Here is a 25374-nt window from a genome sequence, read left to right as displayed (position 1 = left end):
CCCTCGGGTGGCTTTCTCGTTTGTGGCGGTGCGACTCAGATCAGCCGCACTTGCTGTCGCCACAGGACAGGCAGGTGGCGCAGCCATCCATAACGATGACCGCCTTGGTGTTGCACTTGCCACACATGGTGGCGTTGGCCGGGTAGTCCCCGCCGCCGCTGTCTTCGTTATTGGCGGACTGGCGCGATTCGAACTCCGCCCGCTTCTCGGCCAGAACGCGCTTGGTGACGTCGCTCATCTCGTCGCTTTCGATCAGGCCGATGGCCTTCATGTGCTTCTCGATCACGGCGCCGATCTCGGCCACCAGAGACGGCATGAAGACGCCGCCTTTCTTGAAGTAACCGCCGTTCGGGTCATACACCGAGCGCAGCTCCTCCACCAGGAAGGTCACATCGCCACCCTTGCGGAACACCGCGGAAATGACGCGGGTAAGGGCGATGACCCACTGGAAGTGCTCCATCGACTTGGAGTTGATGAACACTTCGTACGGCTGACGGCTCTCGTGGTCCGTGTCCTCATTGAGCAGGATGTCGTTGATGGTGATGTACATCGCGTGCTCGGCCACCGGCGGCTTGATCTTGTAGGTGGTTCCCAGCAGGAAATCCGGGCGCTCGATGTGCTCGTTCATCTCGATCGGCGCATTATCCTGCGCGGTTTCGGCGGCCTCGTTGCTCTTCGGGGCGTCTTCCCCGGCCTTGGCGACCCGGTAGCCCACGATGTTCTTTTCAATCTTAACAGTCATCTTTCTGTGTCCTGTGCTGTGGTGACGGATCAGTACTTGCCGTAGGTGCCTTCTTTGAGGGCGTCGAACAGGTTGGCGGCGGTGTGGACCTCACCGTCGTACTCCACCTCTTCGTGGCCCTTCAGGCTCACCTTGGAACCGTCATCCAGAGTAAATTCGTAAACCGTGTTCTCCAGGTCTTTCTGCTTGACCAGGACGCCCTGGAAGGCTTCCGGGTTGAAGCGGAATGTCGTGCAGCCCTTGAGACCCTTCTCGTAGGCGTACATGTAGATGTCCTTGAAGTCCGGGTACGGGAAGTCTGTCGGCACATTGGCCGTCTTGGAAATCGAGGAATCTACCCATTTCTGGGCGGCGCCCTGGATGTCCACGTGCTGCGTCGGCGTCACGTCGTCGGATGTAGTGAAGTAGTCCGGCAGCTTGGCTTCCTGGTCGTCCGAGAAGGGCATGGCCTTCGCGTTGATCAGGTGGCGGTAGGCCAGCAGCTCGTAGGAGAACACGTCCACTTTCTCTTTGGTCTTGCGGCCTTCGCGGATAATGTTACGCGCGTAGTGGTGCGAGAAGCTCGGCTCGATGCCGTTGCTGGCGTTGTTGGCCAGGGACAGGCTGATGGTACCGGTCGGCGCGATCGACGTGTGGTGCGTGAAGCGACCGCCTTTCTCGGCCAGCTTGGTGATCAGCTCCGGCTCCACCTCGCCAATGCGCTGCATGTAGCGGCTGTATTTGGCGTGGAGGATGCGGCCAGGCACCTTGTCGCCTTCCTTGTAGCCGTCTTCGCGCATCTGCGGGCACTTGGCCAGCATCTTACCGGTGACTTCGAACTCGTCGATCATAATCGGTGCCGGGCCTTTTTCCTCGCCCAGGGCGAGAGACTGGCGCCAGCCTTCCACGGCCATCTCGCGCACGACTTCCTCGGTGAAGGCCACGGATTCGTCGGACCCATACGGCATGCGCAGCATGGCCAGGGTGGAGCCCAGACCCAGGATGCCCATGCCGTGGCGGCGCTTGTAGCGGATCTCGTGACGCTGCTCATCCAGCGGCAGGCCGTTGATCTCAACCACGTTGTCCAGCATGCGGGTGAAGGTGCCCACAACCTGACGGTATTTCTCGTAGTTGAAGCTGGCCTTGTCGGTGAACGGGTAGTCCACGAACTTGGTCAGGTTGACCGAGCCCAGCAGGCAGCTGCCGTAAGGCGGCAGCGGCTGCTCGCCACATGGGTTGGTGGCGCGGATGTCCTCGCAGAACCAGTTGTTGTTCATCTGGTTGACCTTGTCGATCAGGATGAAGCCCGGTTCGGCGTAATCGTAGGTGGAGGTCATGATGCTGTCCCAGATGAACTGGGCCTTGACCGTCTTGTAGATCCGGCAGGCGACCTTGCCTTCGCTGTTGCAGACGTAGCTCTCCTGGATCGGGAAGTCGCGATAGACGAAGCTGGATGTATCGGTCAGGTCCAGGCCTTCCGCCTCGGCTTCCTGCTCGGTAACCGGGAAGGACAGGTGCCAGTCGTCGCCGTTCTTGACCGCCTCGATGAAGTCCTCGGTGATCAGCAGGGACAGGTTGAACTGACGCAGGCGGCCGTCTTCACGCTTGGCCTGGATAAAGTCGATCACGTCCGGGTGGTGCACGTCGAAGGTCGCCATCTGGGCGCCGCGGCGGCCACCGGCGGAGGACACGGTGAAGCACATGCGGTCGAAGATATCCATGAACGACAGCGGGCCGGACGTGGTGGCGCCAGCACCGGCGACGTAGGCGCCTTTCGGGCGCAGCGTGGAGAACTCGTAGCCGATACCGCAACCGGCTTTCAGGGTCAGGCCGGCTTCGTGGTTCTTCTCCAGGATGTCATTCATGGAGTCGTTGATGCTGCCGGAAACGGTGCAGTTAATGGTCGACGTGGCCGGTTTGTGCGCTTCGGCGCCAGCATTGGAGGTTATGCGGCCGGCCGGGATGGCACCGTTCTGCAGGGCCCACAGGAACTCCTTGAAATACTTTTCCCGTTTCGCCTTGCTGGTTTCCACGTCCGCCAGGGAGCGGGCAACGCGCGCATAGGTTTCCTCGATCGTGGCGTCCACCGGATCGCCACTCTTGGTTTTCAGCTGGTATTTGGAATTCCAGATATCCAGCGAAGCATCCTGCATGGGAATGGTGTTCATGAGTTCCTGTACTTTTGCGTTCATTGCCGCCCTCAAAGCTCCGAATGTTCTCTGCTTCAGGCTGCTGTCAGCCTGACCCCGTCCAGGGAGTGCTTCCCTGGCTAAATCCTGATCACTACATCTGGTGTCTGCCTGCGCGACACTCCGGACCATCGCTCGACGCCCCTGAAAGCCTGCTGCGACGCTGTTTGGCGTCGAGAGAGCGGGCGTCGAATCGTGTCGGCTAGTATTGGGTTGGTGGAGAAAAACCCAATATATCGGTCGTTTTCGGGAGAGTATAACAGGATATTGTGGTCTGTGAAGGAAGCGGAAACTATCGGATCGTGCCGGAGAAAAATAAAAATCAATGCAGCGATACTTGCAAACCAGGGAGGTTTGGGGTTCCTTTCCGCCAGGTCGCGGCTACTACATATTGTGTCCGCTGCTCTGATCGCAACCGGCGCCATCGTGTCCTGTCCAGGGGCTGGGGTGTAGCGGGCGCGGGCGCCGATTTGCCAGAAAGAAGCGCAGCGGAATGGGGGGCATGCGGGCCGGCGCCGAGGCGACGCAGGCCCGCATAGGCGGATTCAGCCCAGCAACAGGCTGTCGTCGGTGACTTCGATGCCGCGCTGTTTCTCAAACAGCTGGAGCAGGTCGCTGACCGTCAGGCCCTGGCGCTCATTGCCCGCAATGTCGAACACTACCTGCCCCTGGTGCAGCATGACGGTGCGATCGCCGACTTCCAGGGCCTGTTTCATGCTGTGGGTGACCATCAGCGCCGTTTTCTTCTGCTCGTCGATGATCTGGGTGGTCAGGTCCAGCACGAACGCGGCTGTGCGCGGGTCCAGTGCAGCCGTGTGTTCGTCCAGCAACAGGATGCTGGACGGGTTAAGGCTGGCCATCAGCAGACTCACCGCCTGGCGTTGTCCGCCGGACAGCAGGCCCATCTTGTCCCCCAGGCGGTCTTCCAGGCCCAGATTGAGGCTGGCCAGGCCATCGCGGAAGCGCTTGCGGTAGCGGGATTTGACCGCCGCGCCCAGGCCGCGGGGCATGCCACGCTTGATCGCAAGCGACATGTTCTCGTCGATGGTCAGGTTTTCGCAGGTGCCGGCCAGGGGGTCCTGGAACACTCGCGCCACCCGGTCGGCACGCTTGTGGGTAGGCAGGCGGGTGACGTCCTTGCCGTCCACCTCAATGCGGCCGCTGTCCACAAGGACTTCGCCGGACAAGGCATTGAGGAAGGTGGACTTGCCGGCGCCATTGCTGCCGATCACGGTGACGAACTCGCCCTGGTTAACGGTCAGGCTCAGGCCGCGCAGCGCCGGGTTTTCCAGCGGCGTGCCCTTGCCAAAGGTGAGCTTGAGGTTGTCTGCGCTGATCATGGGCTCAGCTCCGGGCGAAGAAGGATTTCACCGAATGCCGGGCATTCGGCAGCACGATGGCCAGGGTCACCAGCACCGCGGTGATCAGGTTCAGGTCCTGGGTCTTCAGGCCGATGAAGTCGGCGTTCAGGGCCAGGGCAATCGCCAGACGGTAGAGAATGGCGCCGATCAGGCAGGCCAGCAGCGCCCGGAACACGGAGCGCGGCGACAGGACGGCTTCACCGCCGATCAGTGACGCCAGCCCGATCACGATCACGCCCACGCCCATGGTGACGTCGGCGGCGCCCTGGCTCTGGGCGAAGAGGGAGCCGGCCATGGCCACCAGACCATTGGACAGGGCCACGCCGAGGATGATCATCCAGCCGGTGGCAATGCCCTGTGCCCGGGCCATGCGCGGGTTGGCTCCGGTGGCCCGCATGGCCAGGCCGACTTCCGACTGCATGAAGCGCCACAGCAGGACCATGACCACGATGGCCACGATCAGGAACAGGATCACCGGTACCTGGTGGAAGGCCAGGCCCAGGTCGTACCAGGGCGTCAGTACCGTGTCTTCCGACAGCAGGGCGATGTTGGGGCGGTCCATGATGCGCAGATTGACCGAATAGAGCGCGATCATGGTGAGGATCGACGCCAACAGGTTGAGGATCTTCAGGCGCACGTTGAGGATGGCGGTGACGGCGCCCGCGGCCATGCCGGCGAGAATCGCCGCTGCGGTGGCCAGCCAGGGGTTCCAGCCGCCGATGATGAGCACGGCGGACACGGCAGCCCCGAGAGGGAAGCTGCCGTCCACTGTCAGGTCGGGGAAATCGAGTACCCGGAAAGACAGGTAGATCCCGAAGGCAACCAGACCGTAGATCAGCCCGGTTTCGAAGGCCCCGTAGAGGGCGATTTCACTAAGCATGTTGATCCTGCGGCTGTTTTATTCGGTGGTCACGACTTCTTCGGCATCGGCAATGACGTCCGGTGCCAGTTCGACGCCCATACGTTTGGCGGCTTCGGGATTGACGAACAGCGACAGGGCATCAACCCCGCCGACCGGGATGTCGCCCGGGTTCTCGCCGGCCAGGATGCGGCCGACAACCTTGCCGGTCTGGCGGCCCACGTCGTAGTAGTCGAAGCCCAGGGCGGCGATGGCACCGCGGGAAACGGTGGCGGTGTCGGCGGCGAAGACGGGGATCTTGGCGCGCTCACCCACGGAGATGACGGCTTCGGCCGCCGAGACCACGGTGTTGTCGGTGGTCAGATAGATGGCGTCGGTCTTGCCGACCAGGGAACGGGCCGCGCCCAGCACCTCGGAGGTCTTGGTGGCGGCGGCTTTGACCAGGGTCAGGCCGCGCGCATCCAGCTTCTTCTCAAGTTGGTCGACCAGTGCCACGGCGTTGGCCTCGCCGGGGTTGTAGACGGTGCCGATGCGCTTGGCGTCCGGCACCACGCGCTGCAGCATGTCCAGGTGCTTGTCCAGTGGCAGCATGTCGGTGATGCCGGTGATGTTGGCGCCGGGCTTCTCAAGGCTCTTGACCAGACGCGCACCGACCGGATCGGTGACGGCGGAGAAGACCACCGGGATGTTGCGGGCCGCGGCGGCCACGGTCTGGGCGGACGGGGTGGCAATGGCCACGATCACGTCCGGCTGTTCGCCGACAAACTTGCGGGCGATCTGGGAAGCCACCGCGGTGTTGGCCTGGGCGCTTTCGTGGACGTAGCGCACGTCTTCACCTTCCTTATAGCCGGCTTCGGCGAGCTCATCCTTGACGCCTTCATAGACGGCATCGAGGGCAGGGTGTTCGACGATCTGGGTGACAGCCACGGTGCGGGGCTCCGCGTGCAGAGCGCCAGCGGCCAACACGAGGCCGGCCGAAACGAGGGCTTTCAGGATAGAGCGGTTCATGCGCTGATACTCCCGGTCCATTTTTTAGTGATGGGTTTTTATCGGTCGATGAAATACAACAAGCGGGGTCGCTGAAAGGGAGCGGAGTCTACCACAAACCGTAGGTATTGCCTCCTACGGGGATGCCGCAGCCGGCAGGCCGTCAGTGGGCGGGGTGGCGGTGCCGGTAGCGGAACTGCGTGCGGAGGTTACGCAAGGCTTTATAGAGGGTGAAGGTGAAACCGCCAACGAACACAAGGGCCAGTCCCGCCAACAGGAGATCCCGGGTGACGCTGCCACTGAGTCCCAGTTGGAACACCTTTAATGCCGCGCCCAGGTGCTGCAACAAAAGGAAGAGGGTGAAACCCAGCCCGAGCAGGCAGGAGCCGATCTGTGTCAGGCTGATCATCAGCGGCGGGATGGTGGCGCGGGCGCCGCAATAGCTGCACTGGAAACGGTCTGTGGCGGTGGGTTCGTCCAGGTGCGAAACCGGATCCATCAGACCCTTGCGGCAGTCAATGCATACATACATAGGGGCATTCCTGTCAGTCCACGTGCAGGCATTATGGCCGGAATTCAGGAAACATGCCGGGAAATGGTCACAATTTGTCCGTTGGGCGCGCTACCTGGTTGAGCGGGCGGGGGATTCGGTCTATCGTCAAATGGGCCGCTTGCAGTTGGTACCATCGGTGATTGGGCGGAGCGGCACTGCAGTGGTCCAGTTCAGCGACAAAACCGTGACAAAGAACACGTGAATTCCAATAACAATAGACAAGGAACTTCCATGGACACCAACAATAAACTCCCCCTGGAAATGCTGTATTACTGGGAATCGGCCAAGGCCGGTGACGTCTACATGTCTCAGCCCATGGGCGACGGCCATGTGGTGGATTTCACCTGGCGCCGGGCGGTCGGTGAGGCTCGCCGGATGGCGGCCTATCTCAAATCTCTCGACCTGCCCGAGAAAAGCCGCATCGGGATTGTTTCCAAGAACTGCGCCCACTGGATCATGTCGGACTGGGCGATCTGGATGGCGGGCCACGTGTCGGTGCCGCTCTATCCCACGCTGAATGCGGACACCGTTCAGTACACCCTGGAACACAGCGGATGCGAAGTGTTGTTCGTGGGCAAACTGGACGACTGGGAACAGATGAAACCCGGGGTGCCGGCCTCGATCCACTGCATTTCCTACCCGCTGAGCCCGGAAAATGATTTCCCCACCTGGGACGACATCGTTGCCGAGTTCGCTCCCGTGCAGGAAAACGTGACGCGGGATCCGGATGAGATGGCGACGATCATCTACACGTCCGGCAGCACCGGTCGACCCAAGGGCGTGATGCTCAGTTTCCAGAACCTCGCGTTTGCCTCCCTGGGTGGGGTCGAAGCGCTGGAAGTGACGGCCAGCGAGCGCATGCTGTCCTATCTGCCGCTGTCCCACGTGTTCGAGCGTTTCGTGGTGGAGCTGGGGTCGATCTACCGCGGTTTCCATATCTATTTCGCCGAGTCCCTGGACACGTTTGTCGAGGACCTCAAGCGAGCCCGGCCCACACTGTTCCTGGCGGTGCCGCGGATCTGGACCAAGTTCCAGCACGGCGTGTTCGAAAAAATGCCCCAGGAAAAGCTGCAGCGTCTGCTGCGCGTGCCGATTCTCAACCGCCTGATCAAGAAGAAGATCCTGACCGGACTGGGGTTGCAGCACGTCAAGTTCGCCGGCAGCGGGTCGGCGCCGTTGTCGCACGATATTCTCGACTGGTACCGGGACCTTGGGCTTGAGCTGCTCGAAGGTTACGGCATGTCCGAGAATTTCGCCTATTCCCATATGACCAAGCCCGGCCGTGCCCGGACCGGATACGTGGGCGAAGCGTTGCCAGGCGTGGACGTCAAACTGAGCGATCAGGGCGAGGTGCTGGTCAAGAGCCCTGCTACCATGATGGGCTACTACCGGGATGAAGAGAAAACCCGCGAGGCCTTTACCGAGGATGGCTACCTGCGTACCGGCGACAAGGGCGAGATCGACGAGCAGGGGCGGCTGCGGCTGACCGGCCGCATCAAGGAGATTTTCAAGACCAGCAAGGGCAAATACGTGGCGCCGGCACCCATCGAGAACCGCCTGATGAGCCATCCCGATATTGAGATGGTGTGCGTCTCCGGCGCGGATCAGCCTCAGCCCCACTGCCTGGTCATGCTCTCGGAGGAGGCTCACCGCAAGACCGCGGACGACGCTTTCCGGATGCAGCTGGAGACCAGCTTCAAGTCGTTGCTCGATGAGGTCAACGGGGCGGTGGACCCTCACGAGCGCCTCAAGTTCATCGCCGTGGTCCGGGATGAGTGGAGCATCGAGAACAATTTCCTGACACCCACCCTAAAGCTCAAACGCAACGTGGTGGAGGACGCCTACAAGGTGGAAGCGGATCGCTGGTACGACGAGAAGCAGCCGGTCATCTGGCAGTAGACTTCCCGGCGTCAGGTGGAAGCCTGCCGGCAAGAGGGCTCCCGTGTGGAGCCCTCTTGCGTTTCCGGTGCGCGGGCCGACAGCCGATGACGGTTGTCCTGTCGTCATGACAGTATTTATGGGGCGCAAGCCTTTGGTCGAATTGGGCGTGTTCGAGGTGGGCCCTAGACTGGTGGTAAAGGAGGCGCAGCGATGATCGATCTTGACGCATTTCAGGCTCGTATCCACGAGCAGATACCGCTAACCAGGGCCCTCGGCGTAACGCTTGAGGATTTTGATGGCGAGCGTCTGAGCGTCCGCGCGCCGCTTGAGGAAAACCACAACCATCAGGGGACCGGTTTCGGTGGCAGTCTGTATGCCGTTGCGGTTACCGCCGCCTGGTCCCTGTTGGAGTTGTGGTTGGCTCAGCGCGACCTGAACTGCCGCGTCGTCGTTCAATCCGGGAGCATGGACTACGGGTTGCCCGTCAGCAGTGATTTCTACGCCCAGTGCGCGCTGCCCGTATCGGACGACCTGGAGCGTCTCGAACGGAGCATCGAACGCCGGGGCAAAGGCCGGGTGACGCTGGAGTCGACCATCTTTGCCGAAGAGGGCGGTACGGCTTTTCCCGCTGCGACGTTTTCCGGGCGCTTCGTCGTGGTCCGGGAGTGAATGCCGTCCGCTACTGGAACTCCCTGGACTGGCCGATCGATCGGCTCATCAGGATCACCGGCACAATCCCCGCCAACACGATAACCAGCGACGGCAGGCCGCTCTGGCGAAGCATTTCGTCTGACGCGTACTGGTAGACATAGGTCGCCAGGGTCTCGAAGTTGAACGGTCGCAGGATCAGCGTGGCCGGCAGCTCCTTCATGCAATCCACGAACACCACCAGCGCAGCGGTAATCAGGGTTCCCCGCAGCATGGGCAGGTGCACCCGCAACAGCGTCCTGCCGGCCGGCATGCCCAGAGAGCGTGAGGCCATGTCCATGCTCGGCGTAATCTTTTGCAGTGCACTTTCCAGGCTGCCTGCCGATACCGCCAGGAAGCGGACGGTATAGGCGAAGACGATGGCGAAGGCGGTGCCGCTCAGCAGTAGACCGGAATTCCAGTCAAACCAGTTCTGCATGCGCAGGTCGAACCAGTTGTCGAACGCTGCCAGGGGAACGATCACGCCAACGGCAAGCACCGCGCCGGGCATGGCATAGCCAAGGCTGGACAGTCGCATCAACAGACGCATGCCCGGGGTATCGTGCAGGCGGCGGCTGTACGCCAGCAGGAGGCCGATGATCAGCGTCGACACGGCGGCCAGCGAGGACAGCGTCAGGCTGTTGAGGCTGTTCTCGACAAAATCGTCGGTCCAGCTTTCGGCGAAATATTCCGTAGCGTAATAGCCCAGCACCAGCGCCGGTACCAGAAAACCCAGCAGCAGTGGCAGGGTGCAGACCAGCAGGCACAGCCCCTGACGACCGCGGGACAGGCGAAAGCGCTGCAGTGGCTCGCGCAGGTCGCGGGCGGCGAATTGTTGCTGGCGTCGACGGGAGTAGCGTTCCAGGGTCACCAGAATCAGCACAAAGGCCAGCATGACCGTGGCGATCTGGGCGGCGCCGCCCAGGTTGCCCAGGTTCATCCAGGTGTCGAACAGGCCGGCGGTCAGGGTGTTGACCGCAAAAAAGTCCACCGTGCCGAAATCATTCAGGGTTTCCATCAGCACCAGCGACAGGCCGACGGCGATGGCCGGCCGGGCGATGGGCAGAACCACCCGGAAGAAAGTCCCGAGGGCTGACCGGCCCAGGCTGCGGCTGACGGCAAACAGTGAGGGCGACTGCTCCATGAAGGCCGCGCGAGCCAGTAGGTAGATGTAGGGGTAGAGCACCAGCCCCATCATGAGCACCGCGCCGCCCAGGCTGCGGATGTTGGGGAACCAGTAGTTCGATGCGTTCTCCCAACCGAAGGCGTCCCGCATCCACGACTGAACCAGCCCCGGGTAGTCGAGCAGATCGGTGTACACGTAGGCGATGACGTAGGCCGGTACCGCGAACGGCAGCAACAGGGCCCACTCGAAGAAGCGGCGGCCGGGGAACTGGCACATGGTGACCACCCAGGCCGTGGATACGCCGATCACCAGCGTCAGCAGGGAAACACCGAGCATCAACTGGAAAGTATTGGACAGGTACAGCGGCAGCGTGGTGTTGATAAGGTGCGGCCAGATGTTGTCCTCGGGGAACAGCGCCAGGTAGAGGACGGCAAACACGGGCAGCGCCACCAGGGCGGTGGTCAGCCCCGCCGACAGCACCCAGCGCCGCGCCGCGCCGGAGCGGAGGATGTGCGAGGGCGGCTGTTGCTGAAGGTCTTTGACGGCCTGGTTCATGACCGTCCCGGACGGGAGCGGCGGACGGTGGCGTCCGCCGGTTTTGCGTGTGACATCAGTTATCGTAGTTGACCCGGTCAACCATCTTGACAGCAGCCTCCCGGTTGGCGGCGATCTCGTTCAGGGAAAGCGAGTCCGGATTCAGGTAGCCCCAGGAGGCAACGGCTTCCGACGGCGGCACGTCCGGGTTGGCCGGGTACTCATAGTTGACCTTGGCGTAAATGCTCTGTGCTTCCGGCGTGGTGAGATATTCCATCAGTTTGATGGCGTTGTCCCGGTTGGGCGCGCTCTGGGTCAGGGCCATGCCGCTGACATTGACGTGGGTGCCGCGTCCTTCGGCGTTCGGGAACACCAGATTGACCGACTCGGCGGCCGGGAGCTGGTTTTCGTCCTCCAGCATCTTGCCGTAGTAGTAGCTGTTGCCGATGGCGACGTCACAGACGCCTTCGGAAATCGCCATGATCTGGTCCCGGTCGCCACCTTGTGGCCGCCGGGCCAGGTTATTCTTGAGTCCGGCCAGCCAGGTTTCCGCTTCACGCTCACCGTGATGGGCGATCATCGATGCAAACAGGGCGACGTTATAGGGGTGCTTGCCGCTGCGTGTGCAGATGCGGCCTTCCCATCGGGGATCCGCCAGGTCTTCGTAGGTGCTGATCGCGCCCGGTTCCACTCGCTCTTTGGATACGAAGATCAGACGCGCGCGGGTGGTCAGGCCGTACCATTTGCCTTCAGGGTGGCGCAGGTTCTCCGGAATGTCTCCGGTCAGGGTGTCGGTCTCGACGGCGGCGGTGAGGTTGCCCCCGACCAGTTCGCTCAGGCGCGAGATGTCGACCGTCATCACAACGTCAGCCGGGCTGTTTCGGCCTTCTCTTTCCAGGCGCTCGGCCAGGCCGGCGCGTGCAAAAACCACATTGGTCTCGATACCGGTTTCCCGGGTGAAGGCTTCCAGCAGGGGCTCCAGCAAGTAGGGCTGGCGATAGGAATAGATGTTGACTTCGCCGGCGGCATTGGCCTGGAGTGAACCGGCGGTGCAGGCCACAGTGGCCAGCGCAATAACGGCAGTGCGAATGGACATGGTTTCGTAACTTCCCGCTCACAGTTTGTGTTTGACGTTCTGCCGCGTGGCGGACGGCGTCTTCAAGCGACATTAAACATGAAAATCGAGAATATTGCTAAACGGAATTATTATTGTTTTTAGAGGGAGCGACCAGGGGCGCGAACTGACAACCCATTTGGTGCTATCCTCAGCCAAAAGATAGGGAAGTCTGGCAGCTGTCAGCACCAAAACCGCCAACGCAGTAGTCGAGATCCACGATGTCCCACGACCGACGTTCAGCGCTTCGAACCGCTCTCAGTGCCCGGGTAAGGATTAGCCATCCCACTTTAGGTGAGCGGGTGTATCACACCCGAGATATCTCCGATAGCGGTATATTCGTCGTTGTCGAAGACGATACCTGGCCGGATATCGGTGACCAGGTCGAGGTTCAGGTACAGGGGTTGCCCGGGGAGGCACCTGTTCTGGGCATGAAGGTCGTCCGCCTGACCCCGGAGGGATTCGGTCTCGAGTTCCTCAATCTCTAGTTTCTTGCATCGCTGGTTTCTTAATATCTGGTTTCCTGATCCCGGGTGCCCGCATGCGTTGATGCGTCGATGGAGCCCCTCATCGGCGCTCTGAAGCGTACTCCTGGCTGTGACAGATACAGCGCATTCGAAACCAATGTCATGACGATTACGTAACAATCGCGGACTTTCGGCCACTTTTTGTGATGAAGTTCTCTGCCCGACCGTTACTCAATTCTCGACGCTACGTTCTGTTTAAGTCAGCAAAGATTTGCAATGTTTTGTGGCCAGTTGGTTACCCTTTAGCTGCAAAATGTTGTGGAGTCTGGCCGCCCTGACGTCAGAATGGAAACGTCGACCGGTTTGTTCTATCAGAGGTATGCCGTGGGTGTCCGTCAGCAGAAAGTGGCCGTACAGGACCTGACTATTGGATCGTTTGTCTCGGACCTGGATCGTCCGTGGCACGAAACGCCGTTCCCGATCCAGGGGTTCTACATTCGCACCCAGGAGGACGTCCGCTCCCTGACGTCGTACTGCCGCTGGGTAATGGTCGACGTCACCGAAACCCGTGACACGTCTGAATACGAAGCCTCCAATGCGCCCATCTTTTCCCGGCGCAGCTCCAAGCGTCATCAGCAGGAAACCCTGAAGCTGCCTGCCATCCAGGTGCGTAACCGCCAGGAATATCCAGTGGCTTCCACGCTCAAGCGCGAGGCCCGCCAGGGCAGGCGTCTGATGCAGGATATCGCCAAGACGCTGAGTGCCATCGAGCGTCAGGTGCGGGCGGGCCAGACCCCGGATTTTGCGCCGGTGTCGCGGGTGGCCCGGGGCATGGCCAGCAGCGTGGTGCGTCATCCCGACGCCATGCTCTGGGTATCGCGCCTGCATCAGCACGACAACCACAGTTACCGGCATGCGCTGAACGCCTCGGTCTGGGCGTTGGTGTGCGGCCGGCACATGGGTCTGGAGCGCCCGGCGCTGGAAAACCTGGCGTTGGGCACGCTGTTGTGCCAGATAGGCAAGCTGGATCTGCCTGTCGAGGTGGTGCGCAATGAACACAAGCTGGATGCGGATGACTTCGCACTGTTCCGCCGGTACGTCGACAAGGGGGTGGAGCGACTGGAAGCGGCCGGCCTGTCACGGGCCGTGGTGAACGTGGTGCGCTATCACCGGGAGCGCCACAACGGCTCGGGTTTCCCGGAAAGGGTGCGCGGTGACCGCATTCCGCTGCTGGCCAAGATCGCCGGTCTGGTGGACCATTACGAAACCCTGGTGGAGCCCCGCGCCGACCAGATGCCGCTGACCCCGGCTCAGGCTGTGGCGCACCTGTACGAGCTGCGCAACATCGAATTCCAGGAAGACCTGGTGGAGCACTTTATCCAGTCGATCGGCGTCTATCCGACCGGCACCCTGGTCCAGCTCAGCAGCGGAGAGCGGGGTGCGGTCGTGGCTCACTCGCCGGGGCGCCGTCTCTGGCCGCGGGTCATGGTGATGACGGACCGCGACCAGAAACCCCTGAAAACCGCGCGGGTGGTGAATCTGGCGGAGCTCAACGAAGGTCGACAGCCCGAGGACGCGCTGTCGGTCAGTGGCTGCCTGCCGTTCGGTGCCGATGGTCTTGATCCCCGCCACTTCGAGGTGACCGGCGCCGCCAGCCGCTGGAGCTTTCGTCATTTGATCGGCTGAGTGCCTGTCGGTCCGTGCTACTCGATCACCACGCGTAACGGTTTGCGTAGCCAGCGGTAATCGCCGGCAGGCCTGAAGTTGACGATCAGGTCGCTCTCGTCGCCGGCACGGCCATCCACGAAATACTCCACAGAATGGGTCTGGGCGCTCGCGGCGTGCACGACCACGGCCCCGGGATCGGTGCTGAGGGCTTCGATGTTATCCAGAGTTACCTCGCCGCCGGCGCGCCGGACGAACACCTCGCGGATCGCGGTATCTGACGCCGGAATGTTGGCGGTGACCGTCGACAGGTAATAGCGGTTGGTCCGCTCGGTGGTGATGGCGTCCAGTTCCCGGATCAGGTAGTCGTCGACGTCCTCCAGCTCGACATCCTCGATGGAGCGGACCGCGTTGAGAATGCGGTTCCGTCTGTTCTGCAATTCGTCGCTGTAGTCGATGTCCGGGTCCCGGGCCTCGCTCTGCGGTGGCGGCTCGGGTGCTGCATCGATTTCCGCCTGACTGGGCGGTTCCTCGCACAGCTCGTCGCCTTCGGGGTAGAAGCAGATGGCCGCCAGCAACTGATTGACCGGAGACAGGCTGTTGTCGCTGACGTCCGGATCGGCGAAGGCGTTCACGCTCTGGTGAACGTCGATTGGCTCCGCCAGTGCGGGCAGGGCGGCATTGAGCTGGCGGATGACCCGGTCGCTGAAAACCAGTGGCTCACCCTCGGCGGCGGTGCCGTCTTCATCCAGGGCCAGCATCAGGCGTACGGTGTTCTGTACGGCGGGGGTGTCCATCACCTGTTGTTCCACTGGTTTGTGGCTGAGAAGGCCCAGGTCGTCTGCGATCGCGCCGGTCAGTGCCGAGCGGGCCTCCGCAAAGAACGCCAGCGGCGTCACCATGCGACTGGCGGGGACGTCGCTGGCCAGCGTCAGATTGCCGATGCTGAAGTCGATGGTCTCGCCCGGGTAGTAGCGGAAGCGTCCCGCAGCATGGGTGGTGCCGCTTTGGCTCCGGGTCTGATAGGTCAGGCCCTGGACGCCCGAGGGCATCACCTGGCCTCGCGAGGTGTCGTCGTCGCTGTCACTGCTGCTGTCGCCGCCCATGCAGCCGGCCAGCCACAGGCTGGCGGCAAGCAGCGTCAGGGATCGATGCGTCCGGGGCATGTTGTCTTTCCTTGCGTCTCCCGTTGACCCAGGCAGGGGGGCACGGGGTTTCATTGTTGTTGGCCCGAGTATAGGGGCCAGGCGGCGGGGATTCCGGGCATCCGTCGCAGTTTGCCGAGATCGCAAAGCAAGGGTTCGATCGGCCCGGGCGGGTTGAAATCGGGGGAAGCGGCACAATAACAGGGTGTTGCCGCATGTGACCCACCCCAAAGACAAAGCAGGCAGCGCGCCCATGACCAATGCTCTGAAAATACAGGACCTCCGCAAGACCTATGACTCCGGTTTCGAAGCCCTCAAGGGCATCGATCTGGCCGTCGAGGAAGGGGACTTCTTCGCCCTGTTGGGCCCCAATGGAGCCGGCAAGTCGACGACGCTGGGGATCGTCTGTTCGTTGGTCAACAAGTCGTCGGGCAAGGTGTCGGTGTTCGGCTACGACATCGACAGGGATCTGGCCAGGGCCAAGCTCAACCTGGGTGTGGTGCCCCAGGAAATGAACTTCAACCAGTTCGAAAAAGTGCTCGATATCGTCGTCACCCAGGCTGGTTACTACGGCATCCCCGCCCGTAAGGCGCGTCAGTCTGCCGAGCACTATCTGCGTGAGCTGGGGCTGTGGGATAAACGGGATACGCCGGCGCGGATGCTGTCCGGCGGCATGAAGCGGCGCCTGATGATTGCCCGGGCCCTGGTCCACGAACCGAAGCTGCTGATCCTGGACGAGCCCACCGCCGGCGTGGATATCGAACTGCGCCGTTCCATGTGGACCTTCCTGGAGGAGATGAACCGCCGCGGCACCACCATCATCCTCACCACCCATTACCTGGAAGAGGCGGAAGCCCTCTGCCGCAATATTGCGATCATCGATCACGGCCAGATCCTGCACAACACCAGCAAACGTGACCTGCTCAAGCAACTGAGCATGGAGACCTTCCTGCTGGATACGGCCGAGGCACTGGAGGAGGCGCCGGCATTGGCGGACTTCGATACCCGCATCAACGGCGACGGGCAACTGGAAGTGGATGTACGCCAGGGTCAGGACCTTAACAGAGTGTTCGGTCAACTGGACGAGCAGGGCGTCCGCGTCACCAGCATGCGCACCAAGGCCAACCGTCTCGAGGAGTTGTTTATCCGCATGGTCCAGGAAAACAAGCAGGAAGGAGGTGAGGCATGAGCTTCGACGCCAAACTGACCGCCTTCCTCACCATCGTCGTCCGTGAAATCCGCCGCTTTACGCGAATCTGGCCGCAGACGCTGTTGCCCCCGGCGGTGACCATGACGCTCTATTTCGTCATCTTCGGCAACCTGATCGGCTCGCGCATCGGGCAGATGGAAGGCCACGACTACATGGCCTTCATCGTGCCCGGGCTGATCATGATGTCGGTGATTACCAGTTCCTACGCCAACGTGGTGTCGTCCTTCTTCAGCATGAAGTTCCAGCGCAGCATCGAGGAACTGCTGGTGTCGCCGGTACCCAACGGTATTATCCTGGCCGGTTACGTGGCCGGTGGCATGGCTCGCGGCCTTGGGGTGGGGTTGATCGTAACGGTGCTATCCCTGTGGTTCACGGATCTGAGCCTGCATCATCCGCTGGCAACCGTCATCACCGTGATCCTCACGTCGATGCTGTTTTCGCTGGGCGGCTTTATCAACGCCATGCTGGCCACCAAGTTCGACGACATTTCCATTGTCCCGACCTTCGTGCTCACGCCGCTGACCTATCTGGGCGGGGTGTTCTACTCGATTCAGCTGCTGCCGGATTTCTGGCGGGCGGTGTCGATGGTCAACCCGATCCTGTACATGGTGAACGCGTTCCGCTACGGAATTCTGGGGATTTCCGATGTGAACGTGGGCATTTCGCTGGCCATGGTGCTGCTGTTCATTATCATTCTGGTTGTTGTCAGCCTGCGAATGCTGGCTCGCGGTCGCGGCATTCGCCATTGAGGAAACGAGTCTATGGCCCTGGAACACGCCCCGCTGGGCAAGAGCAGCGAATACCCCGAACATTACGCGCCGGAGCTGCTGTTCCCGGTGCCGCGACGGGACAACCGTCAGCGCATCGGGCTGGAGGATGGCCGCTGGCCCTGGTTCGGCAGCGACTACTGGCAGGCCTGGGAAATCTCCTGGATTCGCCCCAACGGCGTGCCGGCGGTCGCCTGGGCGGTCATTGAGGTGCCGGCGGCGTCGCCTTCGATTATCGAATCCAAATCGCTCAAGCTCTATCTCAACTCGCTGAATCAGGAAACCTTTTCCGACGCCAGCCAGGTGACCGAGCGCATTGAGCAGGATCTGTCCAGCGCCTCGGGAGCGGCGGTGCACTGCCGCCTGCATTCGGTGGACGAGGGAGCGACGGTCCCCGGGCGTCCGGCGGACTATCTGCTGATTGACGACGAGCCGATCGACGTGGATGGCTACGAGCCCTGTCCGGAGCGGCTGCAGGCGTCCGGTCCGGTGGTCACCGAATCCTTGTGCTCGCATCTGCTCAAGAGTAACTGCCCGGTGACCGGGCAGCCGGACTGGGGCAGCCTGCTGATTCACTACACCGGTCCGAAAATCGATCGGGCGGGGCTGCTGGCCTATGTGGTGGGATTCCGGCAGAAGCAGGATTTCCACGAGCATTGCGTGGAGACGGTGTTCACTGAGCTGATGGCGCGTTGCCAGCCGCAGTCGCTGACCGTCAGCGCCCATTACACCCGTCGTGGCGGACTGGATATCAACCCCTGGCGCAGTACCGGTCCGGGTCAGCCGGAATGCTTGCGGCTGGTGCGGCAGTAATTGGCCGGCGGTGCGGGCTCCTCCTCGATGCGGAGGCGGTCAACCGCCTCTTCCAGCGCGCGCAGGATTTCGGTCCGCTCGGTGCTGCGGACCTTGTCCGAGTCCAGGTACATGGCAAAGCCGGCCTGCTCGTGTTCCATGAAGCTGCGTTCGGCGCCCAGGTCGCGACGGAAATCGACCACCTCGTAGATGGGCACCGGACGCCCGAATCCTTTCACCGTGATCTCTCCCTTGTCCCGGCACATGATCTTGTCCTTGATCAGTGAAAACGTCTCGTAGGAAATCAGGATCTCGCCGGGGTCGGCCAGGGATTCCAGCCGGCTGGCCAGATTCACTTCCTTGCCGATAATGGTGTAGTCCATCCGGTTCTCGGCACCGAAATTCCCGACCGTGGCATAGCCGGCGCTGATTCCCATGCGGATCTGGAGCGGGGTCTTGATGCCCTGGCTGCGCCACTTCTGACGCATGATCTTCATGTGTTTGCGCATGTCGATGGCCATGGACACGCAGGCCAGGGCGTCTTCGCGTGGCCCACGGCTGGTGGGATCACCAAAGAAGATCATGATGGAGTCGCCGACGAACTTGTCGATGGTGCCGCCGTACTTCAGGGCCACCTGGGACATTTCGTTGAAGTAGTGGTTGAGCAGCTCGGTCAGGGCTTCCGGTTCCATTTCCTCGGACAGCTCGGTGAAGCCCTTGATGTCCGAGAAGAAGATCGACAGCTTCTTGCGCTGGGTTTCCAGGCGCACGTCCCGCTCGCCGGTAAAAATGGATTGCCAGACCTGCGGCGAGAGGTACTTGGAGAGCTTGTGGGATAACGCGATGGACTGCTCCCGCTGATACTGGATCTGGGATTTGGCGGTCATCAGGGCGCGCGCCTGCTGGTGGGCGTAATAGGCGGTGATGCAGATGTACAGGGCGGTCGCCAGCAGGGCGACCAGGCTGAGCGCCAGCGGCGCCTGCAGCGATACCGACATGCCGCGGCAGGTCAGGCCCACGGCCGCGGCACCGGCGAACAGCAAGGTTCCGAAGAACCACTGGCGCAGGCCACCGACCAGCATGGCGCTGAACATCAGCATCATCAGCACCGCCAGCGACGGCACCGCGACCAGCCCGATCACGCCGGTGAACGCGCCTCCCAGCAGGCAGTCGAGCAGCAGCATTTTCTGACGGATGCGGTTGGAATGGCGCAGTCGGGTCTGATGGGTCAGGAAGTGGACGGTGTGGGGCCAGAGCAGCGCGGCGGGCACCAGCCAGATCAGCCAGTCCGGAAAGTGGTCGGTGAGCAGGCCGGTGAAAATGATGGCGGCCGCACCGGTGTAGGCCAGCACCCGGCCGTTGTAATCCGGCATCGGGGGGATGGCGACCGGCTTGCTCTGTGCCTCAAGCAGCAGTGATTTTCCGCTGGCCAGGGGAGCGTTCATCATCGGGTATCCCGTCGGGTTGGTTCGCTGATCGACTGAAGGCGCTAGAACCGGATGCGGCCCGTGAGCATGTCCTTGAGCATTACCCAATCACCCATCAGGCTGTAGAGCGGATGCTTGAACGTGGCCGGACGATTCTTTTCGAACACGAAGTGGCCGACCCAGGCAAACCCGTACCCCAGCACCGGCACCAGCAGCAGGTAGAGCCATTGCCCGGTGGTGATGGCGTAGAGCAGGACGGCAATCACCAGGACGCTGCCCAGGTAATGCAGGCGGCGACAGGTGGGATCGCTGTGCTCTTCCAGATAGAAAGGGTAGAAATCGGCAAAACGATCAAAATGGCGTTGTTCTGTCATGGCTTTCCGCCGTCAACTTGTTGTTATAGTGTGGTATCCGAAAGGTCGATGGCGCCCGTCCAGCGAAGCCGGACTGCCAGACGTCGAGCGGTGTGACCTGTCGGAAAAAGGTTAGCAGTATTGGTGAAATGTCACAATTGCAACGTGATCTGCGTCGATTCTGTTTTGGCGGCGTCAGCGTGGCGGCTCCAGGGCTGCAGCTCCGTTCCGGTCAGCCGCATCGGCGTTGGCATGACCACGCAACCGTTTTGATGAACCCGGGAATCAACTATGACTGATACCGTGAATGCGATCCTCAGCCGCACGTCGGAGCCCCAACTGCAGGCACCCGCTCCAGACCCGGAGGTGCTCGAAGATCTGTTCGCCTGCGCTGCCCGGGCGCCGGATCACGCGTTGCTGCGTCCCTGGCGTTACCTGGTGGTGGAGGGTGAAGGACGCTCGGCCCTGGGTGAGGTGTTCGCGCGGATCGCCAACCCGGAGGACCCGGCCGCGCCCAGCGAGGAAAAGCTGCGCAAGATGCCGTTACGCGCGCCGATGATCCTGGTCGGCATCACCCGTCATCAATCGCATCCCAAGGTGCCGGCCATCGAGGAGTCCGTTTCCACCGGCTGCGGTATGGCTTATATGCTTTTGGCCCTGGAAGCGCGTGGCTTTTCCGGAATGTGGCGCACCGGACCGGTGGCCTATGACCGGCGTGTCCACGAGGGCCTCGGGCTGGCAGAGAACGAATCGATCGCCGGTTTCCTCTATGTGGGAACGCCGGCCCTGCGCAAGCCGCAGATGGAGCGGCCGCAGCCGGCCACCTTCGCGTCCCGCTGGCCCGTCTAGAGAGGGGCCGCCGCCGCAGGGGAAACTCCGGGGGAAAGTCCTTGCCGCTTTCCCCGTCCCGCCTTCATTCCGCAAACCGCTTATTCCTCTCCAACCCTCTGTTTTCAGGGGTTTCCGTAAACTGGCATTGCTGTTGCTTTGTCTTATCCAAAGCGATATGCGGCAATCCTCCGGAGAGAGACGGCATGGCCATCAGTTTTGCAAACGCCCTGGGCATTCACGAGAAAGCGCTGAACGTACGGGTTCAACGTGCCGAAGTGCTGGCCAATAACCTGGCCAACGCGGATACCCCGGGCTTCAAGGCGCGCGACATCGATTTCAAGGCGGCGCTGGGTAATGCCCAGTCGCAGGCCTCGTCGCTGCCGCTGGAGCGTACCAGCAGCGGCCACATCGATCCGCAAGCGGCCATGACCGAGCGCGCCGCGCTGATGTATCGCAACCCGTACCAGCCTTCCCTGGACGGCAATACGGTGGATGCACAGCAGGAAGAGTCCCGGTTCATGCGCAACGCCATGGATTACCAGGCCAGCTTCCAGTTTCTCAACAGCAAATTCCAGGGCCTGACCAAGGCCATCAAGGGCGAATAAAGGACCGCAGGGTAGAGGACACGCGTCATGTCACTTGGAAACATCTTTGATATTGCCGGCTCCGGTATGACAGCCCAGTCCCTGCGGCTGAATACCACGGCGTCGAACATCGCCAACGCCGAAACCGCCAGCTCCAGCACCGATACCACCTACCGGGCGCGTAAGCCGGTTTTCTCCGCCATTCAGCAGGACATGATGTCCCAGGGCGATTTTGGTACCGGCTGGAGCCAGGGCAGCAATGGCGCCGCGTCGGCCGGCGTCAAGGTGGACGGTGTGGTGGAAAGCGATGCCGAGCTGCAGATGCGTTACGAGCCCAACCACCCCGCGGCGAACGAGGACGGCTACGTCTACTACCCGAACGTGAACGTGGTGGAGGAAATGGCGGACATGATGTCCTCCTCGCGGAGCTTTGAAATGAATGTGGACGTGATGAACACGGCCAAGTCGATGATGCAGCGCATCCTCACTCTCGGCCAGTAATCGACTCAGTAAGGAGTAGAGCATGAGCACCGTTAACAGCACCTCCGCTACCGATGTACTGAGTCAGTACCGGTCCCAGACCGCCAGCGGCACGTCATCCTCCGACGAGCTTGGCAAGAACGAATTCATGGAGCTGATGATCGCCCAGCTCAACAACCAGAACCCCCTCAAGCCCCAGGAAAACGGCGACTTCCTGGCACAGCTGGCGCAGTTCAGCTCGCTGGAGGAAATGCAGGGGGTATCGGACAGCGTGCAGGACCTGGCCGGTCAGTTCCGTTCCACCCAGGCGTTGCAGGCGTCGGCCATGGTCGGCCGCACGGTGATGGTGCCTTCCCAGACCGCCATCCTCGGCGCTTCCGGTGAGGTAGAGGGGGCCGTGCAGGTACCGGCGTCGACCTCCAGCCTGCGTCTCGACGTGCTGGATTCGTCCGGTGAGCTGGTGCGCCAGATCGACCTGGGGGCGGCGTCCGAAGGACAGAAGTCGTTTACCTGGGACGGCAAGGACGCGGACGGCAATGATCTGCCGGAGGGCACCTACGTGCTCCAGGCCCATGGCAGTTATACCGGTGGCTCCGAGCAGCTCAGCACGATGCTCAGTGCCAACGTTGACAGCGTCTCCCTGGCCAGCAGCGGCGATGTCACGCTCAATCTTGCCGGCATGGGTTCGGTAGCCCTGTCCGACGTGCAGCAGATTAACTGAAGAGTCCGCTAAAGGCTCCGTAAACAGATTTAAGGATGAGGTGAAGTATGGCGTTCAATATCGGTCTCAGTGGCTTGCGGGCCGCGTCCGTGGATCTGGATGTCACCGGCAATAACATTGCCAATGCCAGCACCGTCGGTTTCAAGGGCAGTGAGGTCCAGTTCGGTGACCTCTACGCCAGCGGTTTCCTGTCCGGCGGCACCAACGCCATCGGCGACGGGGTGCGCGTGCAGGACATCAAGCAGTCCTTTGGTCAGGGCAATGTCAGCTTTACTGACAATGGCTTGGACATGGCCATCGACGGCGACGGCTTCTTTATACTGAATAACAACGGCGAAGTCCGCTACAGCCGCGCCGGTCAGTTCAGCATCGACCGCGAAGGCTATGTGGTGAACAACCAGGGCATGCGCGTGCAGGGCTTCCAGGCCGATGACGAGGGCAACCTGTCCGGCGTCCGCGGTGATCTGTTCATCGACAGCGATAACCTCTCACCGCGCCGGACCACCGGCGTCGAGTCGGAGCTGAACCTGGATTCCCGCGAAAGCGTCCTGGCTGAAAGCGGCACCCGCGTCACCAGTCGGGACTTCGCGCCCAACGCCAGCACCGGGGCACAGACTTTTACCATTACCTATCCGGACGGCTCCACGCGCGATGTCTCGGTAGCCGCCGACAGCTCCGCGCGGGAGATCGCCAACGCCCTGAGTCAGGAGGAGGATGTCAGCGCCTCGGGCCGCACCGAGGTGCTGCTGGACGGCTCGTCTATCCAGGCCGCCGACATCTTTTCCCTGGAAGGCGTGGACTTCACTGTGGCCGACACCGACAGCTCCGGCAACACCCTGACCACGGCCGAGCGTCTGCAACAGCTGGCGGACGATATTAACGGGTCGTCGCTGAGCAGCATCAACGCCACCATCAACAGTAGTGGCCAACTACGCCTGATTTCCAGTCGCGGCGACACCCTGCGCATGAGCTACGAGGACGTCAACGCCAACGGCGGCGCGATGGCGTTTGACGATGGCACGGCCGTGTCCACCGACAGCACCAATCCGTCCACCCAGGTGGGCACGGTCAGTGTCACGCTGGACGGCGAGGTGCAGATGACCGCCGCCGCCGATGCGCCGTCGACGACCACCATTCTGGATGGGGTCACGCCGACCTCGTTCACCAACAACACCTTCGATCCCACGGACCAGAAGACCTACAACCACGCCACGTCGACCACGATTTACGACAGTCTGGGGAATCCGCACGTGATGACCCAGTACTTCGTCAAGGAGCCCAACACCAGCGCCAGCCAGGGCAACGCCTGGAGCATGTACGTCCAGATTGACGGCGAGAACATCGGTGATCCGCCCAATTCCACCGGTCAGGCGACCATGGCCCAGTACGACCTGGTATTCAGCGAGGACGGCACCCTGCAGAGCGTCAACGGCGACCCCGATGGTGAGGTGCTGATCTCCAACTGGACGCCGCTGGATTCCAATGGTCAGCCCAACGGTGCGGATGGCCCGCGACTGGTGGCCGACGGCGGCACCACGCCGATTCCGGATCCCCCTGTCAGCTCCAACTTCGTCATTACGCTGGACGAGACCACCCAGTACGGCAGCGACTTTGCGGTGAACGACCAGGCCCAGGACGGCTACACCACCGGCCGCCTGTCGGGTCTGGATGTGTCGGACGAAGGCGTGGTCTTTGCCCGTTACACCAACGGCCAGTCGCAAACGCTGGGGCAGGTGGCTCTGGCCACCTTCCGCAGCGCCGAGGGTCTGTCGCCGGTGGGTGACACCACCTGGGTGGAGACTTTCGAGTCCGGCCAGCCGATCATCGGCTCACCGTCCAGCGGCACCTTGGGGTCGATCACCGCCAGTTCGGTCGAGGAGTCCAACGTCGACCTGTCTGAAGAACTGGTCAACCTGATCGTGGCGCAGCGTAACTATCAGGCCAACGCCAAGACGATCGAAACGTCGGACGCCATTACCCAGACCATCATCAATCTCCGCTAATCCCTCCTGAAAAACCGCCGGATCCGGGCTCCAGGCCCGGTCTGGCGGCATTTCTACAGTTCTGGCACGACTTCTGCAATGACTCTGTTATCGAGTCAAAAATCCGGCAGGAGTTTTCCTCATGGACAAGGCCATCTACATCGGGATGTCCGGCGCCAAGCAAAGCATGCTGGGGCAACAGGCCCACGCCAACAACCTGGCCAACGTCAATACCACTGGTTTCAAACGGGATTTTGCCCAGGCCCGCAGTATGCCGGTGTTCGGTGAGCATTATCCGACGCGTGCCTACGCCATGACGGAGCGCCCGGGAACCGATCTGTCTTCCGGCGCGCTGATGGAAACGGGACGGGATCTTGACGTTGCCATTTCCGGCGACGGTTGGCTGGCGGTCCAGGCGGATACCGGTGAAGAAGTCCTGACCCGGTCCGGCAGCCTCAGCGTGGACGTCAACGGCATCCTGCGTACGGCCACCGGCGAACCGGTGCTGGGCAACGGCGGGCCGGTGGCTCTGCCTCCCTACGATAAATTGCAGATCGGTCAGGACGGCACGGTATCGATTGTTCCAGCGGGTGGACCGCCGGATCAGCTGGTGCAGTTGGATCGCCTCAAGCTGGTCAATCCGCCGGCGGACAGTCTGATGAAAGGGACCGACGGCTTCATGCGCAGCAAACCCGGCGAGGCGGCAGGACCTTTCGCAGCCGACGGTGCCGTGCGCCTGCAATCCGGCTTCCTGGAGTCCTCCAACGTCAACGCGGTGGAGGAGATGATTGCCAATATGGAGCTGGCGCGCCAGTACGAAATGCAGGTGAAGGTCATGCGCACCGCGCAAAGCAATTCCGAAGCGACGGCACGGCTGTTGCAAAACCTTGGATAACAGTCTGAGTGGCCGGTAACGGCGGATAAAAGCGGCAATGTCT

At 61.9% G+C, this 25374-nt stretch carries 24 protein-coding genes; 13 read left to right on the top strand and 11 right to left on the bottom strand.

Translation table 11 applies throughout. The features are described from left to right. Positions 1 to 40: 40 nt before the first annotated feature. The 6 genes from DKK67_RS11365 to DKK67_RS11340 form a co-directional block, all read right to left on the bottom strand. Positions 41 to 742 (bottom strand): TSCPD domain-containing protein, encoded by a 702-nt coding sequence (locus DKK67_RS11365; protein WP_111496446.1) that lies wholly within the window; start codon positions 740 to 742, stop codon positions 41 to 43. A 29-nt stretch (positions 743 to 771) separates the two neighbouring features. Continuing rightward, the gene (locus DKK67_RS11360) at positions 772 to 2913 is read right to left on the bottom strand and encodes an adenosylcobalamin-dependent ribonucleoside-diphosphate reductase (RefSeq protein ID WP_111496445.1); all 2142 of its coding nucleotides are present in this window, start codon (positions 2911 to 2913) and stop codon (positions 772 to 774) included. A 542-nt stretch (positions 2914 to 3455) separates the two neighbouring features. After that, a complete protein-coding gene (locus DKK67_RS11355) occupies positions 3456 to 4250 on the bottom strand; it encodes an ABC transporter ATP-binding protein (RefSeq protein ID WP_111496444.1) in 795 nt (264 codons plus the stop codon). A gap of 4 nt (positions 4251 to 4254) precedes the next feature. Beyond that, complete coding sequence (locus DKK67_RS11350) at positions 4255 to 5151, bottom strand: ABC transporter permease (RefSeq protein WP_111496443.1); 897 nt, start codon at positions 5149 to 5151, stop codon at positions 4255 to 4257. 18 nt (positions 5152 to 5169) lie between these two features. Beyond that, the gene (locus tag DKK67_RS11345; protein WP_111496442.1) at positions 5170 to 6138 is read right to left on the bottom strand and encodes an ABC transporter substrate-binding protein; all 969 of its coding nucleotides are present in this window, start codon (positions 6136 to 6138) and stop codon (positions 5170 to 5172) included. Between the two features lie 142 nt (positions 6139 to 6280). Beyond that, positions 6281 to 6649: a hypothetical protein gene (locus DKK67_RS11340; protein ID WP_111496441.1), complete on the bottom strand. Its 369-nt coding sequence runs from the start codon at positions 6647 to 6649 to the stop codon at positions 6281 to 6283. A 252-nt stretch (positions 6650 to 6901) separates the two neighbouring features. Between DKK67_RS11340 and DKK67_RS11335 the strand changes: the two genes are divergently transcribed. Together DKK67_RS11335 and DKK67_RS11330 are read left to right on the top strand one after the other, a co-directional pair. Continuing rightward, complete coding sequence (locus DKK67_RS11335; RefSeq protein WP_111496440.1) at positions 6902 to 8569, top strand: AMP-binding protein; 1668 nt, start codon at positions 6902 to 6904, stop codon at positions 8567 to 8569. A gap of 192 nt (positions 8570 to 8761) precedes the next feature. Beyond that, positions 8762 to 9220: a YiiD C-terminal domain-containing protein gene (locus DKK67_RS11330; RefSeq protein WP_111496439.1), complete on the top strand. Its 459-nt coding sequence runs from the start codon at positions 8762 to 8764 to the stop codon at positions 9218 to 9220. A gap of 10 nt (positions 9221 to 9230) precedes the next feature. Here DKK67_RS11330 and DKK67_RS11325 read toward each other — a convergent pair whose 3' ends face one another. Together DKK67_RS11325 and DKK67_RS11320 are read right to left on the bottom strand one after the other, a co-directional pair. Beyond that, on the bottom strand, positions 9231 to 10919 hold the full coding sequence (locus DKK67_RS11325; protein WP_111496438.1) for an ABC transporter permease: 1689 nt from the start codon (positions 10917 to 10919) through the stop codon (positions 9231 to 9233). A 55-nt stretch (positions 10920 to 10974) separates the two neighbouring features. Beyond that, complete coding sequence (locus DKK67_RS11320) at positions 10975 to 11994, bottom strand: Fe(3+) ABC transporter substrate-binding protein (RefSeq protein WP_204355776.1); 1020 nt, start codon at positions 11992 to 11994, stop codon at positions 10975 to 10977. Between the two features lie 239 nt (positions 11995 to 12233). Here DKK67_RS11320 and DKK67_RS11315 point away from each other — a divergent pair, with 239 nt between their 5' ends. Beyond that, complete coding sequence (locus DKK67_RS11315) at positions 12234 to 12500, top strand: PilZ domain-containing protein (RefSeq protein WP_111496437.1); 267 nt, start codon at positions 12234 to 12236, stop codon at positions 12498 to 12500. 324 nt (positions 12501 to 12824) lie between these two features. After that, entirely contained in the window at positions 12825 to 14165 is a 1341-nt protein-coding gene (locus tag DKK67_RS11310; RefSeq protein ID WP_228160578.1) for an HD-GYP domain-containing protein, read from the top strand. 17 nt (positions 14166 to 14182) lie between these two features. Here DKK67_RS11310 and DKK67_RS11305 read toward each other — a convergent pair whose 3' ends face one another. After that, a complete protein-coding gene (locus DKK67_RS11305; RefSeq protein WP_228160577.1) occupies positions 14183 to 15310 on the bottom strand; it encodes an organic solvent ABC transporter permease in 1128 nt (375 codons plus the stop codon). A 232-nt stretch (positions 15311 to 15542) separates the two neighbouring features. On the opposite strand from DKK67_RS11305, the gene DKK67_RS11300 reads away from it, so the two are divergent. The 3 genes from DKK67_RS11300 to queF are packed head-to-tail and all read left to right on the top strand — an operon-like array spanning position 15543 to position 18079. After that, positions 15543 to 16478: an ABC transporter ATP-binding protein gene (locus tag DKK67_RS11300; RefSeq protein WP_111496436.1), complete on the top strand. Its 936-nt coding sequence runs from the start codon at positions 15543 to 15545 to the stop codon at positions 16476 to 16478. Beyond that, entirely contained in the window at positions 16475 to 17248 is a 774-nt protein-coding gene (locus DKK67_RS11295) for an ABC transporter permease (protein WP_111496435.1), read from the top strand. The genes DKK67_RS11300 and DKK67_RS11295 overlap by 4 nt, the downstream gene beginning before the upstream one ends. 12 nt (positions 17249 to 17260) lie before the next feature. Beyond that, on the top strand, positions 17261 to 18079 hold the full coding sequence (gene queF, locus DKK67_RS11290) for an NADPH-dependent 7-cyano-7-deazaguanine reductase QueF (RefSeq protein WP_111496434.1): 819 nt from the start codon (positions 17261 to 17263) through the stop codon (positions 18077 to 18079). Here queF and DKK67_RS11285 read toward each other — a convergent pair. Further along, positions 18046 to 19506: an adenylate/guanylate cyclase domain-containing protein gene (locus tag DKK67_RS11285; protein ID WP_165854998.1), complete on the bottom strand. Its 1461-nt coding sequence runs from the start codon at positions 19504 to 19506 to the stop codon at positions 18046 to 18048. The genes queF and DKK67_RS11285 overlap by 34 nt on opposite strands. Positions 19507 to 19547: 41 nt before the next feature. Then, a complete protein-coding gene (locus DKK67_RS11280) occupies positions 19548 to 19859 on the bottom strand; it encodes an Mpo1-like protein (protein ID WP_111496433.1) in 312 nt (103 codons plus the stop codon). Positions 19860 to 20129: 270 nt separating this feature from the next. Between DKK67_RS11280 and DKK67_RS11275 the strand changes: the two genes are divergently transcribed. The 6 genes from DKK67_RS11275 (at position 20130) to DKK67_RS11250 (ending at position 25331) form a co-directional block, all read left to right on the top strand. Further along, complete coding sequence (locus DKK67_RS11275) at positions 20130 to 20687, top strand: nitroreductase family protein (protein WP_111496432.1); 558 nt, start codon at positions 20130 to 20132, stop codon at positions 20685 to 20687. Between the two features lie 185 nt (positions 20688 to 20872). Beyond that, positions 20873 to 21274, top strand: a complete 402-nt coding sequence (gene flgB, locus DKK67_RS11270; RefSeq protein WP_111496431.1) for a flagellar basal body rod protein FlgB — start codon at positions 20873 to 20875, stop codon at positions 21272 to 21274. Positions 21275 to 21301: 27 nt separating this feature from the next. Continuing rightward, complete coding sequence (gene flgC, locus DKK67_RS11265) at positions 21302 to 21754, top strand: flagellar basal body rod protein FlgC (RefSeq protein WP_111496430.1); 453 nt, start codon at positions 21302 to 21304, stop codon at positions 21752 to 21754. Positions 21755 to 21776: 22 nt separating this feature from the next. Then, positions 21777 to 22454, top strand: coding sequence for a flagellar hook assembly protein FlgD (locus DKK67_RS11260; RefSeq protein WP_111496429.1), 678 nt, complete (start codon positions 21777 to 21779; stop codon positions 22452 to 22454). Positions 22455 to 22501: 47 nt separating this feature from the next. After that, positions 22502 to 24457: a flagellar hook protein FlgE gene (locus tag DKK67_RS11255; RefSeq protein WP_111496428.1), complete on the top strand. Its 1956-nt coding sequence runs from the start codon at positions 22502 to 22504 to the stop codon at positions 24455 to 24457. A 121-nt stretch (positions 24458 to 24578) separates the two neighbouring features. After that, positions 24579 to 25331 carry a flagellar basal body rod protein FlgF gene (locus DKK67_RS11250; RefSeq protein ID WP_111496427.1) on the top strand — a complete coding sequence of 251 codons (753 nt, stop codon included), beginning with the start codon at positions 24579 to 24581 and terminating at the stop codon, positions 25329 to 25331. Positions 25332 to 25374: the final 43 nt, after the last annotated feature.

It is taken from the genome of Marinobacter bohaiensis (assembly GCF_003258515.1).
GTDB lineage: Bacteria > Pseudomonadota > Gammaproteobacteria > Pseudomonadales > Oleiphilaceae > Marinobacter_A > Marinobacter_A bohaiensis.
The sequence above is the reverse complement of the archived record's forward strand: the minus strand, read 5'-3'. Positions and strand labels throughout refer to the sequence as shown.